The following is a 14755-nucleotide window of genomic DNA, read 5'->3' on the forward strand; positions in this document are numbered from 1 at the left end:
CCGCGAGCGGCGGCACGTTCCCGATTGCCGCCGCTCTCGTCACCGTTCGAACGCTACAATCGCAGCCTTGCCGGCGGGTGTTGAAACAAACCCGTAACCCCTGAAGAATTGTCTGTAGCCCGAGCGAATAAAGAGCTTCTGGGTTGCATGATGGCGCTATCCGCAGATATCGACGGCGAGGATGAGCAAGGGCAGTCGTCGACCGGGATCCGGCGCGCCTATGACTTCATCGTATGCGGTTCCGGCTCCTCCGGATCGGTCGTCGCTCGCCGCCTGGCAGAAAATCCCGACGTGAATGTTCTCCTGATCGAAGCAGGCGGCACGGATGACCTGCCGGAGATCATCGACCCGCTGCAATGGCCGACGCTGCGCGGAAGCGCCCAGGAGTGGGGCTTTCGCGCGCTGGCAAATCCGCGATTGAACGGTCGCTCCATCCCCATGGCGATGGGCAGGGTGCTCGGTGGCGGATCCAGCATCAACGTCATGTCCTGGTCCCGCGGACACCGGGTCGATTGGGACGATTTCGCGGCCATCGCCGGCGACGCGGCCTGGAACTACCATTCGGTCCTTGAGATCTACAGCCGGATTGAAAATTGGCAGGGCGCGCGTGATCCTCGGCGACGCGGCACTTCGGGACCGATCTTTATCGACGTCATCCATAAGCCATCCCCGCTGGAATTTGCGGCCCTGCAGGCCTATGCCGAGGCCGGCATTCCGCAATTCGATGACCAGAATGGCATCATGATGGAGGGCGACGGCGGCGTTGCCCTCACCAATGTCTGCATTCGTGGCGGCGTCAGGCAGTCGATCTACCGCGCATATGTTCATCCGCTCTTGGGGAAACCCAATCTCACCATGGTGAACCAGGCGATCGTCACAAAAGTGGCCCTGGATGAAAATCGTGCCGAATCCGTCGAATTCCTCCATGGCGGGAGGCTGCACCGGGTTTCGGCGAATTGCGAGATCATCCTGTCGCTTGGAGCGATCAACACGCCCAAGATCCTGATGCTATCCGGTATCGGTGACGAGCGCGAACTTGCCCGCTTCGAAATCCCGGTCGTCCAGAACCTGCCCGGCGTTGGCCGGAATTTTCAGGATCACTTCATGGCGCCCTGTGTCTGGCAGGCGGGGCGGCCGCTAGAACGGCACGGCAACCTCGGCAATGTCACCGCCATCTGGAAGAGCAATCGAGACCTCGACCGGCCGGATCTTCAGTCCTTCGTGGTCACCGGTGGCTATGCCAGCCCCCAGGCGGCCCCGACGCCCCTGCCGCCGGATTGCTGGTCACTGACAAGTGCGGTGCTGCGCATAACCGAACCCGGCAGGTTGCGGCTGACAAGCAATGACCCGTTGCAGCCTGTCGAGATCGATGCCCATTTCCTGGCGAGCGGCGACGACCGGATGCGGCTGCGTACCGCCATCGATTTCAGTCGCGAGGTGGGAAATTCGAAAGCGCTTGCCGATTTCCGCAAGGCGGAAATCCTGCCCGGAGGATCGGATACGGAAACTATCGAGGCCTTCATGCGCAACGGCACGGTCAGCCATTCGCACCAGAGCTGCACGGCCAGGATGGGACGGGACGCGATGTCGGTGGTCGACAGCCGGCTGCGCGTCTACGGGATCGCCAATCTGCGCATCGCCGATGCGTCGGTCCTGCCGCGGGTGACAACGGGCAACACCATGGCACCCTGTGTCGTGATAGGCGAACGGGCCGGCGAGATCCTGCAGCAGGATTACCGGTTGTGAGTATCTGGACGGCCGCCCGATAGGCTGCCGCCCTCACCCGCTCAATGCACCGACGGCTCGTCTTCTTCTTCCAGGAAGCTCTCCAGCCCATCTCGTTCGGCGGTGGCGAGAAATTCCTCCCACGCATCCTTGTCGGTGGCGAAATTCTCGTCCCAGGTGGTGACGACGTCGGTCTGGCTGATGACCTCCAGCGTCCAGTCTCCGTTGGTCCCGGCTGGGCGGTAGATGTCGACGAGAATGGTGATCCCTTCATCCTCGAACTCGCCCGAGAATTCGGAATGCTCGAGCTGAGGTTCTTTGGGCTGCTTCGGCGTGGACTGTTTGGGCTTGGGCGGCTTGGACATGATGGAAGACTTTCACTTCTTGCTGCTCGGCATAGTCAGTGGCCGGAATTGCCGCCATGCGCAAGAGACTAGATCGGTCTGGATGGCGAAAATGGAGGTGCCCCGATCGTCCCCGTCCGGTGACAGTGAAATCGGCCGAAGGCGTACCGGGCCATCAGAAATGCACTAGGATTGCCAGGCGAATTGTTGGACAAAGGCGCCAGCATTTTTCAGTTCTTGAGGATACCCATGCGCGCCACCGTGATCCCTGCCCCCGAACCCGTGCTTCTCGACGTCATGGGCGAAACCGAACAGTTTCCGGTGCGCCGGGTCTATTGCGTCGGCCGCAACTATGCCGACCACGCGATCGAGATGGGGCACGATCCGTCGCGCGAGCCTCCCTTCTTCTTCCAGAAGAACGCCGACAACCTCTACCAGGGCGACAGTTTCCCCTATCCGCCGCTTTCGTCCTCCGTGCATTATGAGGTGGAAATGGTGATGGCGCTTTCTTCGGGCGGCGCCGACATTCCGGCCGAGGAGGCTTTATCCAAGGTTTATGGTTATGGTCTCGGCATCGATTTCACCCGCCGCGACCTGCAGGACCAGATGAAGAAGATGGGCCGTTCCTGGGAAGTGGCGAAGGCGTTCGAGAACTCGGCCCCCGTTTCCGCCCTCGTGCCTGCCGCGAAGATCGGCCATCCGCAGGACGGCGCGATCTGGCTCGACGTCAACGGCACCCGCAAGCAGGACGGCAACCTGAACCAGATGATCTGGAAACTGCCGGAAATCATCGCCGAACTCTCAAAACTCTTCGTGCTCGCCCCGGGCGACGTGATCATGACCGGCACGCCGGCCGGCGTCGGCCCGATCGTCAAGGGCGACAAGATCACCTGCGGCGTCGACGGCGTCGGTGAACTGTCCCTCACGGTGGTCTGAAACGAAAAGGCAGGGAGATACCGGATGCCGATCTACGCTCTTGGAGAATTCGCGCCGACACTCCCTGCACCCGATCGTTTCTGGGTGGCGCCGGATGCCAATGTCATCGGCAAGGTCGAACTTGGCGAAGATGTCGGCATCTGGTTCGGTGCGACACTGCGCGGTGACAACGAGCCGATTACTGTCGGTGCGCGCTCCAATGTTCAGGAAGGCGTGATGATCCACACCGATCCCGCCTTTCCGGTCACGATCGGCTCGGACTGCACCATCGGGCATCACGCGATCATCCATGGCTGCGTGATCGGCGACAATTCGCTGATCGGCATGGGCGCGACGATACTGAACGGCGCGAAGATCGGCAAAAACTGCCTCGTCGGCGCCAATGCGCTCATCACCGAAGGCAAGGAATTTCCGGATAACTCGCTGATCGTCGGATCGCCGGCAAAGGCGATCCGCGTGCTGGACGACGAAGCCGCGACAAAGCTTACCGCGTCGGCAGCCCGCTATGTCGAGAACTGGAAGCGGTTTTCCCGCGACCTGAAAGAAATCTGATCAGGCCGCGCATTTCTCGCAGACACCGCGGATCTCGATCGTCGTCTTTGACGGCTTGAAGCCCTTGCCATTGGCCCAGTCGTTCAGAAGATGATCGACTGCATGGTCGTGGAATTCCAGGACCTGATTACAGCTTTCGCAAATCGCGAAGGCGACCGTCCCATGGCCGTGGCCATGTCCAGCGCCGCAGCATTCGCTTTCCCGGTGGGCGCAGGCGACGAAAGCATTGAGGCTCTCCAGCCGGTGGACCATGCCGAACTCGGTGAGCTTGTCGAGCGCCCGATAGACCTGCAGCGGCGCGCGAAATCCGTGGTCGCGCAGCTTGTCGAGGATCGTATAGGCGCTCATCGGTCCTTCGGCGCGGTTCAGCGCGTCGAAGACGAGAGCCTGGTTCTTGGTCAGGGCCGGATTGACGATCGGTGCGTTCATCCTCGCACTCCCTTATTGGCTGCCCGCTCGACGGTATTGCGGCCGAAAGCGGGGACTAGACTTACGATGAAAAGTAGGAGTGCGGCGACCACAATGGAAGGGCCGGACGGCGTATCATAGGTGAGAGAACCGAAAAGACCGCCGATTACCGCCAGCGCGCCGATGAGCGAAGCGAAGACCGCCATCCATTCAGGGCTTGCTGAAAAGCGTCGGGCGGTGGCCGCCGGGATGATCAGCAGCGAGGTAATCAGCATGATGCCGACGATCTTCATGGCAATGGCGATGACCAAAGCCATCAGCAGCATGAAGAAAAGCCGTGCCTGCGCCGGCTTCATGCCCTCGGCCTCCGCCACGTCCTCGCTGACAGTAGAGGCGATCAGCGGCCGCCAGAGGAAAGCCATGGCCGCGACGACCAGCGCACCGCCGCCCCAAATCAGCGCGATATCCGACGGCGTGACCGCCAAGATGTCCCCGAACAGGAAGGCGATGAGGTCGATGCGGACCCAGGTCATGAAGGCGACCAGCACGAGGCCGATTGCGAGCGCGGAATGGGACAGAATGCCGAGCAGCGCGTCGGCCGACAGCGATTGACGCCGCTGCAGCAGAAGCAGCAGGCCGGAGACGAGAACGGCGACGCCGAAGACCGACAGAAGCAGGTTGACCTCGAAGAACAGCGACAGTGCCACGCCGAGCAGTGCCGAATGGGCCATCGTATCGCCGAAATAGGCCATGCGGCGCCAGACGACGAAACAGCCGAGCGGACCGGCCGTCAGCGCGACACCGATACCGGCGATGAGCGCGCGGATAAAGAAGTCGTCAAGCATGGCGGCCGCCCCCATTGTTCGGGGTTACATCATGATGGTGATGGGCGTGGTCGTTGTGTTCATGCTCATGGTGATGATCATGAGCTCCATGGTCATGGTCGTGAGCACCGTGATCGTGGTCATGGTCGTGAGCACCGTGATCGTGGTCATGGTGATGCCCGTCCTCGGGATGGCAGTGATCGGTGATCGAACCGTCCGAGTGACGGACACGGCCATCCGGCAAATGCGTATGATCGTGGTGGTGGTTATAGACCGCCAGAGACCGAGCATTGCCGCCGAAGAGTTTCACATAATCCGAGCTCTGGCTGACCATTTCCGGCGTGCCACGGCAGCAGACATGGCCGTTGAGGCAGATCACGGTGTCCGTGCCGGCCATGACCATGTGAAGATCGTGCGAGATCATCAGGATGCCGCAGCCGGTGGTGTTTCGGATCGTGCGGATGAGATCGTAAAGTGCCGCCTCGCCGGCGAAATCGACGCCCTGGACCGGTTCGTCGAGCACCATCAGGTCCGGTTCGCGGGCGATCGCACGGGCGAGCAGCGCGCGCTGGAACTCGCCGCCCGAGAGGTGGCGGACCTCAGAACCGGCGAGATGCGGGATGCCGGTTGCTTCCAGCGCGGCCATGATGTCAGGCTCTTTCAGCGGGCTCGTCAGCGTCATCAGGCGACGGACGGAAAGCGGCATGGTCCAGTCGATCGCAAGCTTCTGCGGCACGTAGCCGATGCGCAGATCGCGCTTGCGGGTGACGGACCCTTCGTCGGATTTCAGCACGCCGATCGCCATCTTGGCAGTCGTCGATTTGCCTGCGCCGTTCGGGCCGATCAGCGTCACGACCTCGCCGCGCGCAATCGAGAAATCGACACCGCGCACCAGCCAGCGGCTATCGCGCCGAACCCCGGCATTCGACAGCGAGACAAGTGTTTCAGCGCTATGAGCCTGGTTTTTCGGGGCAGAGGCAGCCCGGCTGTTCATCAGCATGATCGACGAATTTTCCTGTTGTCACCCGTCATGGCACACGTTATAGCATAACGCAATTGATGTAATAACATTACGTCAGCAAACAAGGAAGCCTGCCTATGAAACTTGCCGCCACCCTCCTCCTCTCCTCGGCCGCCATGATTGCCGCGCCGAGCGCCCACGCAGCAGCGCCTGACGTCGTCGTCTCGATCAAACCGATCCACTCGCTGGTCGCCTCGATCATGAAGGGCGTCGGCGAGCCGAAGCTGATCGTCGAGGGCGCCGCTTCGCCCCATACCTACAATATGCGGCCCTCGAATGCGGCGGCGCTGCAGAATGCCGACCTGATCTTCTGGGTCGGTCACGGCATGGAAGCATTTCTGGAAAAACCGCTGGAATCGCTGGGATCGAAGGCCACGGTCGTGACGCTTGAAGAGACGCCCGGTCTGACGAAGTACAAGTTCCGCGAAGGCGGCGTCTTTGAGCCGGAGGCTGAAGAAGAAGGTCATGACCACGGGCACGGCCATGATCATGCAGCCGAAGCGGGCGGCGATCACGATGATGGCGACCATGATCATGAGGGCAACGACGTCCATCTCTGGCTCGATCCGATGAATGCCAAGGTATTTGCGACCGAGATCGAAAAGCAGCTGGCCCAAGCGGATGCCGAGCATGCGGCGACCTACCAGAAGAACGCCGCGGACCTGATCAAGCGTATCGACGCGCTGGATGCCGAGATCAAGGAAACGGTGTCACCAATCAAGGACAAGCCGTTCATCGTCTTCCACGACGCCTATCAGTATTTCGAGCATCGCTACGGTGTGAAGGTTGCCGGCTCGATCACCGTCAGCCCGGAAACCATGCCGGGTGCCGAGCGGATCAAGGAAATTCACCAGAAGGTCGAGGATCTCGGCGCGACCTGCGTCTTCGCCGAGCCGCAATTCGAACCGAAGCTGGTGAAGGTGGTGACGGAAGGAAGCAAGGCGCGTTCGGGCGTTCTCGATCCGGAAGCCGGCGCCCTGACGGAAGGTCCCGATCTCTATTTCGACATGATGCGGGCGATCTCGACGTCTCTCAAGACCTGCCTGTCTCAATGAGGCAGAACGGGAAAGGCTGAAGGCGGAACAACCTCACGGCCATTCCCGATGCAGCGGGCCGGCGGGTGTACAGGACACCCGCCGGCTTTTTTTGTTTTTATCGGCCGGCAATGACGCTGGCGATGACGCCGCTGGCGATACCGACGAGCAGGAAGTCGTTATCGACCTTGACCCAATGCTGGCCACGCGGCGGAGCCGACAGGCGATAGCGGCGATAGTCGCGGACCTCTGCCATGCGGCGGCGCTCAGCGGCACTCATGCGATGGCCCTTCGACCAGCGCTGCTTGTGAACGACGACCTTCTTGTTGACGATGACGCGCTTATCCACGCGCTTGTCGACATGCTTTTCCACATGACGGCTGCGGTCATGGCGCCAGTCCTGCGCCTGGGCGGTGGTTGCGATCGGGCCAGCCAGAACGGTGGCGGCAACCAGAGCGATAACGAACTTCTTCATGGCTGTTTCCTCGTATTGAACACACCCCGAAATTAGGGCTCGCACGATGAACGCCATATGAATGCAAGATTAAATATGCGTAATGAAATTATGGACTTGCGTTAATCTCCTCGCAGAAAAAATTAATAATTTAGCAAGTCTTGAAGTTCACCTATGAGGGATTCGCCTCATAGGTGAACCGGCTGAAATCGGCATGCTTCGCCCGCCCTGACGTGTCGAAGGCGAACATGCCGACAAAGGCGCCGGTAAAGGATGCATGCTCGCCACGACCGCCCTCGTCGGAGATAACACCGGCATCGAGAACAGGCCCGATCGCTTCCCAGTCATTGGATCCGCCGGATCTCCAATAGAATTGCAGATCGTTGTCCATGACATCCATCGCAAGCTCCACCGGACCGTCGGGAACAGCAACGCCGCTCCCCGCCGGAAAGACCATGCGGGAATTCGGAAAGTCGCCGGGGCAGGAGAAGATCGTCACCACGCGACCGAGCTTTTCATGCAGCGTCACGACCAGGGCGTGGAACTTGTGGCGATTATAATAGTGGGTCAGGCCACAGGCCTGCTGGTAGGTGTCGGGATCGAATGTCTCCACCGCCGTCTCGGCGCGGAACCTGTGATGCTCCTGCCGACGGGCGACGAGAGACTGTTCGAACCACGAGCCGATGCTTTCCCGGCCGATCAGGCGCAGATAGCCCGGACGATCAGTGACGCTGAAGATGCGCTGCGGCTCGGGCGTGCGTAGCCATTGGAAATCGGCAGGAAGCGTCTTGCCGTCGAAGCGATAGTCGATCCGTGCTGGCTGAGCGATAGTCTCAACATCTGCTGGAGCCGGTACATCGACATCCGGCACCACACCGCCCTGGGCGAGATAGAGCCAGTCGTCCTGCCAGACGCATTTCTGCAAGCCCGTCTCGCGGCCGAGCGGCGAGCGGCGATGGGGCGCGAGCGGCCGGCTGCAGAGATGGGTGTGATAGAACTGACCGTCCGGCGTTTCCACATACTGCCCGTGACCGGAACGTTGAAGCACCGCATCGGGCGCGTCCTTCGAGGTGATGAGATGGGTGTTGGGGTGAAGCTCGTAAGGGCCTTCGATCGTCCGCGACCGCGCCATCGTCACCGCATGGTTATAGCCCGTGCCGCCTTCGGCCGTCGTAAGGTAGTACCAGCCGTTGCGCTGGAAGAGATGCGGCGCCTCGACGAGTCCGAGCGGGCTTCCGGGGAAGATGTTGGTGATCGGGCCTTTCAGCGCCCTCGCCTCTGCATCCCATTCCTGCAGCAGGATGCCGTCGAAGGCCGGATGCTTCGGTGCGCCGCCATAGCTTTCCGTGCGGTGGTTCCACTGCATGTTGACGAACCATTTGCGACCGTCTTCGTCATGAAACAGCGACGGGTCGAAGCCGGAAGAATTCACATAGACCGGATCGGACCACTCCCCTTCGATCGTCGGCGAGGTGACGATGTAATTGTGCGCATCCTTGAAATTGCCGTCGAGCCGTTTGACGTCGGTATAGACCAGCCAGAACAGGCCGTCGGCATAGGAGAGGCATGGCGCCCAGACGCCGCAGCTATCCGGGTTGCCGCGCATGTCGAGTTGCGCGGCTCGCTCCAGGGGACGCCTCACCAGCGTCCAGTTCACCAGATCGCGAGAGTGATGGATCTGCACGCCCGGATACCATTCGAACGTGGAGGTCGCGATATAGTAATCATCACCGACACGGCAGATGGATGGATCGGCGTTGAAGCCCGGCAGAATGGGGTTGCGGATCATGTAACTCCTCCCTGAGGTACGTAACTCAGACATATAAAGAAAAATGCCCGACGGGAAGCCGCCGGGTTGAGGCCGTGGCTTATTTGTTGCGTGCAGGGCCTTGGCGCTCGGCGGACGCCGCCCAGATGTTGATGTCGGCCTCCTTGGCGTGGACATCGATCTCGGCCAGTTCCTCGGCGGTGAAATCACGCTTTTCCAGCGCCTTGACGCAATCCTCGACCTGCTCCGGCCGGCTGGCACCGATCAGCGCCGTCGTCACGCGGTCGCCGCGCAGCACCCAGGCGAGCGCCATCTGCGCCAGCGTCTGGCCGCGGCGTTCGGCGATGGCGTTGAGCGCCTGCAGGTTTCCGACATTCTTCTCGTTGAGGAAAGCGGGGCGCAGAGACTTGCCCTGTGCGGCGCGGCTGTCGTCCGGAATGCCGCCGAGATATTTGGAGGTCAGCATGCCCTGCGCCAGCGGCGAGAAGACGATCGACCCGACGCCGAGATCTTCCAGCGTGTCCAGGAGGCCGTCTTCCTCGACCCAGCGATTGATCATCGAATAGCTCGGCTGGTGGATCAGCACCGGCGTGCCGAGATCCTTCAGGATCGCCGCCGCCTCGCGCGTGCGCTTGGAATTGTACGAGGAGATGCCGACATAGAGCGCCCTGCCCGACCGGACGATGTGATCGAGCGCGCCACAGGTCTCTTCCAGCGGCGTGTCCGGATCGAAGCGGTGCGAGTAGAAGATATCGACATAGTCGAGTCCCATGCGCTTCAGGCTCTGGTCGCAGGAAGCGATCAGGTATTTGCGGCTGCCCCAGTTGCCATAGGGACCGGCCCACATGTCGTAGCCCGCCTTGGACGAGATGATCATCTCGTCTCGCAGCCCGCCGAATTCTTCCTTCAGGATGCGGCCGAAAGCAGTCTCGGCGCTGCCCGGCTTGGGGCCGTAATTGTTGGCGAGGTCGAAATGGGTGATGCCGAGATCGAAGGCCTTGCGGCAGATATCGACCTTGCGCTGATGGGGCGTGTCGTCGCCGAAATTGTGCCAGAGGCCGAGCGAAATCGCCGGCAGCTTCAGGCCGGAACGGCCGCAGCGATTATAGGTCATGCTGTCGTAGCGGTTTTCCGCCGGGAACCAGGACATGATGAAAATTCCTCCAAATAATATACCCGGCGCCGAACCTCTCTTCAGCGCCGGGCGCATTCTTAGCGTCTCAGGCGAGAAGCGCCAGAGCCTCGTCTATGCCGAGCGCGGCCGGCTTGAAGCAGGTCGTCGTCGTCTTGACGAAATTGCCTTCGGCACCTGACTTCAGGATCGAGGTCATGACGTCGACGCCATGCAGCGCGCGGTCGATCGAGCACCTTATGTCGCGGCCCTCGATCAGTGCCATGGCCATGTCGGCAAGGCCCGCCGTGCGATAATTGGCGCGCGGCCCGTTCGGATGCTCCTGGTTGGCTTTGCCGAAGGGATGGTCCCAGTCCTTAAGCGGCTGGATATCCTTATCGCGGCCGCTTGCCTCGACCACGCCGCCGAAGAAGTTCGGGTCCGGGACGTAGATCGATCCTTCCGTGCCGTAGAGCTCCATGTTGGCATGGCGATGCGACCAGACATCCCAGCTTGCCGAGAGCGTGATCGTCGCCCCTTCGGCGAACTCCAGCAGCGCGTGGATGTTGGTCGGCGTCTCGACCGGGATGACCTGCCCCTTCAGCGGCTCGCTTGTGATCGTCCGCGTCGGATTGGCCATCGAGGTCAGGGCCGCGACCCGCTTTACCGGGCCGAGGAAGTTGATCAGGTTGGCGATGTAATAAGGGCCGAGATCGAGGATCGGGCCGCCGCCATTGAGGAAGAAGAAGCCCGGGTTCGGGTGCCACATCTCCATGCCGGGGCTCATCACGTGGCAGGTGCCGGAGGTGATGCGCCCTATCCTGCCCTCGTCGATATAGGCACGGGCCAGCTGATGCGCGCCGCCGAGGAAGGTATCGGGCGCGCAGCCGATGGCGAGGTTCTTCTCGCGACCGAGCGCCTGCAGCTCCTTGCCCTGATCCAGCGTCACCGTCAGCGGCTTTTCCGAATAGACATGCTTGCCGGCCAGCACGATCGCCTTGGAGACGGCGAAATGCGCATCCGGGATCGTCAGGTTGACGATCACGTCGAGTTCGTCATTGGCGAGAAGTTCATCGACTGTCTGCGCCTTGACGCCGTATTCCGCGGCCTTCGCCTTTGCCGCCTCGGGATTGAGGTCGGCGCAGGCGAGAACCTTGATCCCCTTGAACAGCGGGGACAGCGAGAAATAGGTGGTGGAAATGTTGCCGCATCCCAGGATGCCGACGCCAAGTTCCTTGGTCATGAGAAACTCCGTTCGAATTCTCGAAAATCAATAGGTCTTGAAGGAGGCCATGGAGCGGGAAGCGAGACGCTCGATGTCCTTCGGGTTGTCGTGTTCCAGAACGTAATACTTCGCCGAGGTCTTGGCCTTCAACGCGGAGATCAGATCCTTCCACGGAACCGTGCCGTGACCGATATCGGCCCAACCGTCCTCGTCCGTGTTCTCGCCGGCCGGAGCGATGTCCTTGACGTGGACGGCAGAGATCTTGTGACCGTATTTCTTGATCCAGGCGAAGGGATCGGCGCCGCCGCGGATGACCCAGGCGATATCCGCCTCCCAGGTGAGATCAGGGCCGCCGTCAAAAATCTGCTCCTGTGGCGTTGAGCCGTCCGGTAGTGCCTTGAATTCGAAGTCGTGGTTATGCCAGCCGAATATGTAGCCGGCATCCTGATAGCGCTTGCCGGCTTCCTGCAGACGCTTGCCGAAGGCAAACCATCCTTCCGCGTCCGTCGGGCGCTGATCGGCGACCAGATGCGGGCAATAGATTGCCTTCACGCCGAGCGTTTTGGCGATCAGCAGCGCCTGATCCGGTTCCTTTTCCAGAAGGTCGAGACCGAAATGGCCGGTCGGCATGGTCAGGCCATTGGCATCGAGTTCGGCCTTCATCGCGCTGAGGCCTGCCTCGTCCAGCGTCGCATAAAGCGCGCCATAGCCTTCGACTTCCTTGTAGCCGTGGCTTGCCACGAGTTTCAGCACGTCGGACAGCGGCGGGAAATTGCGGGCGCTGTAAAGCTGGAAACCTAACGTCGTCATATCATCCTCCTTGAAATGAAACTCAGCCTGCCGACTGGCAGGAGTAAAGGTCGTAGATGCGGAAAGTCGGGGGAGCCGCCTCCGCCTTGCCCGCCGTCTCAACTGGCGTGAAGCGCACGAGCCGGTTCTCGCCGGCCGCAAGGTCGAAGGCATTGTCGGAATAGCGGCCGGGCACCTCGCTCTCGATCAGCACGAAGAGCGCAAGTCCGCTCGACTGGACGAGAATGTCGAAAGCGCCATCACCGGTCGGAGACACCGAGAATTCGAGGCCGGGCGGTTCAAGCTCCAGCGACTTGTAGGTATCCATGACATGATGCCCTTCACCGCCCGAGCCGTTCGAGGCGGTAAAGCTCCAGGCGAGCAGGCAATCAGCGGGAATCCTGTCCGAAGCGAGTGTAAGCGCCGTCACGGCCGCATCCGGCCCGCAGACGGCTTCGATGCTCTCAAGCGAATGCCGCTCGCCCGTCAAAGTAAGGATCGAGGCGTTGATCGTCACGGTCACATCGTCCAGCGTATCGTTGACCAGCGACAGACGGATCTCCCTGCCGTCCTGCGATGGAATGGCGGCCACTGTGACCGGCTGGAAGAAGCGCCGGGCCATATAGTGCAGCACTTTCCAGCCGCCGCCGTAATCGAGGCTCGACCATGAGGCAACCGGCCATGTGTCGTTGAGCTGCCAATAGAGTGTGCCCATGCAATGGGGTTTCAGCGACCGCCAGTAGTCGACGGCCGTCCTGATCGCCACGCCCTGCTGGACCTGACTGAGATAGACGAAATTGGCAAAATCCGTCGGGAAGCGGAAATTGCGGAACATGGTGCCGGCGATACGTTCGTTGCCGCCGACATTTTTTTGGTGCAGTTCCATCACCGGCGAGGCAATGTTCATGTCCTTTTCCGCCGCATAGGTGCGGATGACGGGTAGCGACGTATAGGACTGGAAGCCGAATTCCGAGCAGAAGCGCGGATTGACGTCACGATAGTGCTCGAACGGCTTGTTCTCGTGCCAGACTGACCAGAAATGCATGTCGCCGGAACCATCCGCGTGCCAGGCATCGCCATAGTCGAGATAACCGGAAGCCGGGCTCGACGGCCACCAGATCGCCTGCGGCACCGATTTCTTCATCGCCCGCTCGATCGTGTGGTTCAGTCGGTCGTAGGAGACGAGATAGCGGTCGCGGTTGCTGCGGGTCTCCTCGTACCAGAGAAGAGCGCCGACGAGTTCGTTGTCACCGCACCACAGCACGATCGAGGGGTGCGAAATCAGCCGCTTCGTCTGGTACTCGACCTCATGCTCGACATTCTCGAGGAAATCCGGCGTCGAGGGATAGATGTTGCAGGCGAACTGAAAGTCCTGCCAGACCATCAGGCCGAGCCGGTCGCAGAGATCATAGAAGTGGTCATCCTCATAGAACCCGCCGCCCCAGATGCGGATCATGTTCATGTTGGCATCGATGGCGGATTGCAACAGATCCTCGGTCTTCTCCGCGCTGGACAGCGAGAAGAGCGCATCCGCCGGGATCCAGTTGGCGCCGCGGCAGAAGATTTCGCGGCCGTTGATGCGGAAGGCAAAGCGGCTGCCTGCCTCGTCCTTGTCGGTCAGCAGTTCGACGGTGCGGAAACCGATCTGGCGGGTGATGGTCTCGCTCGGCGTTTCGACGGTCAACGCATAAAGCGCCTGCGCACCGCTGCCCGCCGGCCACCAGAGCTCCGGCTTCCCGATATGGAAGACATGGGGGATGACGTTCTCGCCCGGTCGGATGCCACAGTCGAGACGCAGGCTTTCGTCGCCGAGAGACAGATGGAGCGGCACCACGCCCTGCGCATCGGCGAAAAGCGTGATCGCGACGGTGAGGTCGACAGAGCCGTCGTCATGATGTCTCTGCTCGGTGACGACATGTTCGATGCGCGCAGTATCCAGTCGCCTGAGCGCGATCTCGCCGTAGAGGCCGAGCGGTGCGATGGCGATGTTCCAGTCCCAGCCGAAATGGCATTGCGGCTTGCGCAGCATGTTGCCGTCGGGGATCGGGCAGTTCTTGGAGAACGGGATGTAGAAGGGTTGCTTCGCCTGACGCTCCGCACCCGCAGCCGCATTGGAATGGAAGAGGATGCGGATCACGTTCTCGCCGGGCTTCAAGGCCTGCGTCACATCCGGCCGGTAGCGGCGGAAGCAGTTGTCAGCGGAGAGCACCGGCACGTCGTTGACGAAGACGATCGCCACCGTGTCGAGATAGGTGATATCGAGATACCAGCTTCCGTCCGGTTCATCGACGAAGAAGCTCCGTTCGATCTGCCAGTCCTGATGGGCGACCCATTGGACATCGTTCTCGTTGCGGCCGAAATACGGGTCGGGAATGACGCCGGCGAGCTTCAGCGCAGTGTGTACATCACCGGGAATGGACATATCCGTCGCATGGGCACTGTCCGGTGACGACAGGCGCCACGCGCCTGCGAGATCGATCATGCCTATCTCGGTCCTAACTGCCTCGTTCATGCCTGCTCTTTCGCGATCAAGGAAACACGTCCCTTGTCCCCGGTCTGGCCGG

14 protein-coding genes are annotated in these 14755 nt (G+C 61.2%); 4 read left to right on the top strand and 10 right to left on the bottom strand.

The window, feature by feature from the left end; translation table 11 throughout:
• The first annotated feature begins 150 nt into the window (after window positions 1–150).
• Complete coding sequence (locus BM216_RS16160) at window positions 151–1746, top strand: GMC family oxidoreductase (protein ID WP_093000457.1); 1596 nt, start codon at window positions 151–153, stop codon at window positions 1744–1746.
• Window positions 1747–1787: 41 nt separating this feature from the next.
• On the opposite strand, the gene BM216_RS16165 is transcribed toward BM216_RS16160, so the two are convergent.
• A complete protein-coding gene (locus tag BM216_RS16165) occupies window positions 1788–2090 on the bottom strand; it encodes a hypothetical protein (RefSeq protein ID WP_093000235.1) in 303 nt (100 codons plus the stop codon).
• Window positions 2091–2318: 228 nt separating this feature from the next.
• On the opposite strand from BM216_RS16165, the gene BM216_RS16170 reads away from it, so the two are divergent.
• A complete protein-coding gene (locus tag BM216_RS16170; protein WP_093000236.1) occupies window positions 2319–3005 on the top strand; it encodes a fumarylacetoacetate hydrolase family protein in 687 nt (228 codons plus the stop codon).
• A 24-nt stretch (window positions 3006–3029) separates the two neighbouring features.
• On the top strand, window positions 3030–3557 hold the full coding sequence (locus BM216_RS16175) for a gamma carbonic anhydrase family protein (RefSeq protein ID WP_093000237.1): 528 nt from the start codon (window positions 3030–3032) through the stop codon (window positions 3555–3557).
• Here the strand turns inward: BM216_RS16175 and BM216_RS16180 are convergent, their stop codons facing one another.
• From BM216_RS16180 to BM216_RS16190, 3 genes are read right to left on the bottom strand one after another with little or no spacing between them, the layout of a single operon-like run.
• Window positions 3558–3974: a Fur family transcriptional regulator gene (locus BM216_RS16180; RefSeq protein WP_177230816.1), complete on the bottom strand. Its 417-nt coding sequence runs from the start codon at window positions 3972–3974 to the stop codon at window positions 3558–3560. It abuts the gene before it with no gap.
• 8 nt (window positions 3975–3982) lie between these two features.
• Window positions 3983–4810: a zinc ABC transporter permease subunit ZnuB gene (gene znuB, locus BM216_RS16185; protein WP_093000458.1), complete on the bottom strand. Its 828-nt coding sequence runs from the start codon at window positions 4808–4810 to the stop codon at window positions 3983–3985.
• Window positions 4803–5789 (bottom strand): ATP-binding cassette domain-containing protein, encoded by a 987-nt coding sequence (locus tag BM216_RS16190; protein ID WP_093000239.1) that lies wholly within the window; start codon window positions 5787–5789, stop codon window positions 4803–4805. The genes znuB and BM216_RS16190 overlap by 8 nt, the downstream gene beginning before the upstream one ends.
• 98 nt (window positions 5790–5887) lie before the next feature.
• Between BM216_RS16190 and BM216_RS16195 the strand changes: the two genes are divergently transcribed.
• Complete coding sequence (locus BM216_RS16195; RefSeq protein ID WP_093000240.1) at window positions 5888–6865, top strand: zinc ABC transporter substrate-binding protein; 978 nt, start codon at window positions 5888–5890, stop codon at window positions 6863–6865.
• Window positions 6866–6962: 97 nt separating this feature from the next.
• Here the strand turns inward: BM216_RS16195 and BM216_RS16200 are convergent, their stop codons facing one another.
• The 6 genes from BM216_RS16200 to BM216_RS16225 form a co-directional block, all read right to left on the bottom strand.
• Window positions 6963–7319 (bottom strand): RcnB family protein, encoded by a 357-nt coding sequence (locus tag BM216_RS16200; RefSeq protein ID WP_093000241.1) that lies wholly within the window; start codon window positions 7317–7319, stop codon window positions 6963–6965.
• Window positions 7320–7470: 151 nt separating this feature from the next.
• Entirely contained in the window at window positions 7471–9087 is a 1617-nt protein-coding gene (locus tag BM216_RS16205; RefSeq protein ID WP_093000242.1) for a glycoside hydrolase family 43 protein, read from the bottom strand.
• A gap of 79 nt (window positions 9088–9166) precedes the next feature.
• Entirely contained in the window at window positions 9167–10216 is a 1050-nt protein-coding gene (gene mgrA, locus BM216_RS16210) for an L-glyceraldehyde 3-phosphate reductase (RefSeq protein WP_093000243.1), read from the bottom strand.
• A 70-nt stretch (window positions 10217–10286) separates the two neighbouring features.
• Window positions 10287–11420 carry a Gfo/Idh/MocA family protein gene (locus BM216_RS16215; RefSeq protein ID WP_093000244.1) on the bottom strand — a complete coding sequence of 378 codons (1134 nt, stop codon included), beginning with the start codon at window positions 11418–11420 and terminating at the stop codon, window positions 10287–10289.
• A 27-nt stretch (window positions 11421–11447) separates the two neighbouring features.
• Window positions 11448–12212, bottom strand: a complete 765-nt coding sequence (locus BM216_RS16220; protein WP_093000245.1) for a sugar phosphate isomerase/epimerase family protein — start codon at window positions 12210–12212, stop codon at window positions 11448–11450.
• A 22-nt stretch (window positions 12213–12234) separates the two neighbouring features.
• Window positions 12235–14703 (bottom strand): beta-mannosidase, encoded by a 2469-nt coding sequence (locus BM216_RS16225; protein ID WP_093000246.1) that lies wholly within the window; start codon window positions 14701–14703, stop codon window positions 12235–12237.
• Between the last annotated feature and the right edge of the window lie 52 nt (window positions 14704–14755).

This window comes from Rhizobium sp. NFR07 (genome assembly GCF_900111905.1).
In the GTDB taxonomy this organism is placed as follows: Bacteria; Pseudomonadota; Alphaproteobacteria; order Rhizobiales; family Rhizobiaceae; genus Neorhizobium.

What these genes read in the sequence shown, in the direction of transcription:
- BM216_RS16165 (WP_093000235.1), bottom strand. Translation starts at nt 2,090, where the DNA reads ATGTCCAAGCCGCCCAAGCCCAAACAGTCCACGCCGAAGCAGCCCAAA.
- BM216_RS16220 (WP_093000245.1), bottom strand. Translation starts at nt 12,212, where the DNA reads ATGACGACGTTAGGTTTCCAGCTTTACAGCGCCCGCAATTTCCCGCCG.
- BM216_RS16190 (WP_093000239.1), bottom strand. Translation starts at nt 5,789, where the DNA reads ATGCTGATGAACAGCCGGGCTGCCTCTGCCCCGAAAAACCAGGCTCAT.
- BM216_RS16200 (WP_093000241.1), bottom strand. Translation starts at nt 7,319, where the DNA reads ATGAAGAAGTTCGTTATCGCTCTGGTTGCCGCCACCGTTCTGGCTGGC.
- BM216_RS16225 (WP_093000246.1), bottom strand. Translation starts at nt 14,703, where the DNA reads ATGAACGAGGCAGTTAGGACCGAGATAGGCATGATCGATCTCGCAGGC.
- BM216_RS16160 (WP_093000457.1), top strand. Translation starts at nt 151, where the DNA reads ATGGCGCTATCCGCAGATATCGACGGCGAGGATGAGCAAGGGCAGTCG.
- BM216_RS16170 (WP_093000236.1), top strand. Translation starts at nt 2,319, where the DNA reads ATGCGCGCCACCGTGATCCCTGCCCCCGAACCCGTGCTTCTCGACGTC.
- mgrA (WP_093000243.1), bottom strand. Translation starts at nt 10,216, where the DNA reads ATGTCCTGGTTCCCGGCGGAAAACCGCTACGACAGCATGACCTATAAT.
- BM216_RS16205 (WP_093000242.1), bottom strand. Translation starts at nt 9,087, where the DNA reads ATGATCCGCAACCCCATTCTGCCGGGCTTCAACGCCGATCCATCCATC.
- BM216_RS16215 (WP_093000244.1), bottom strand. Translation starts at nt 11,420, where the DNA reads ATGACCAAGGAACTTGGCGTCGGCATCCTGGGATGCGGCAACATTTCC.
- BM216_RS16175 (WP_093000237.1), top strand. Translation starts at nt 3,030, where the DNA reads ATGCCGATCTACGCTCTTGGAGAATTCGCGCCGACACTCCCTGCACCC.
- znuB (WP_093000458.1), bottom strand. Translation starts at nt 4,810, where the DNA reads ATGCTTGACGACTTCTTTATCCGCGCGCTCATCGCCGGTATCGGTGTC.
- BM216_RS16195 (WP_093000240.1), top strand. Translation starts at nt 5,888, where the DNA reads ATGAAACTTGCCGCCACCCTCCTCCTCTCCTCGGCCGCCATGATTGCC.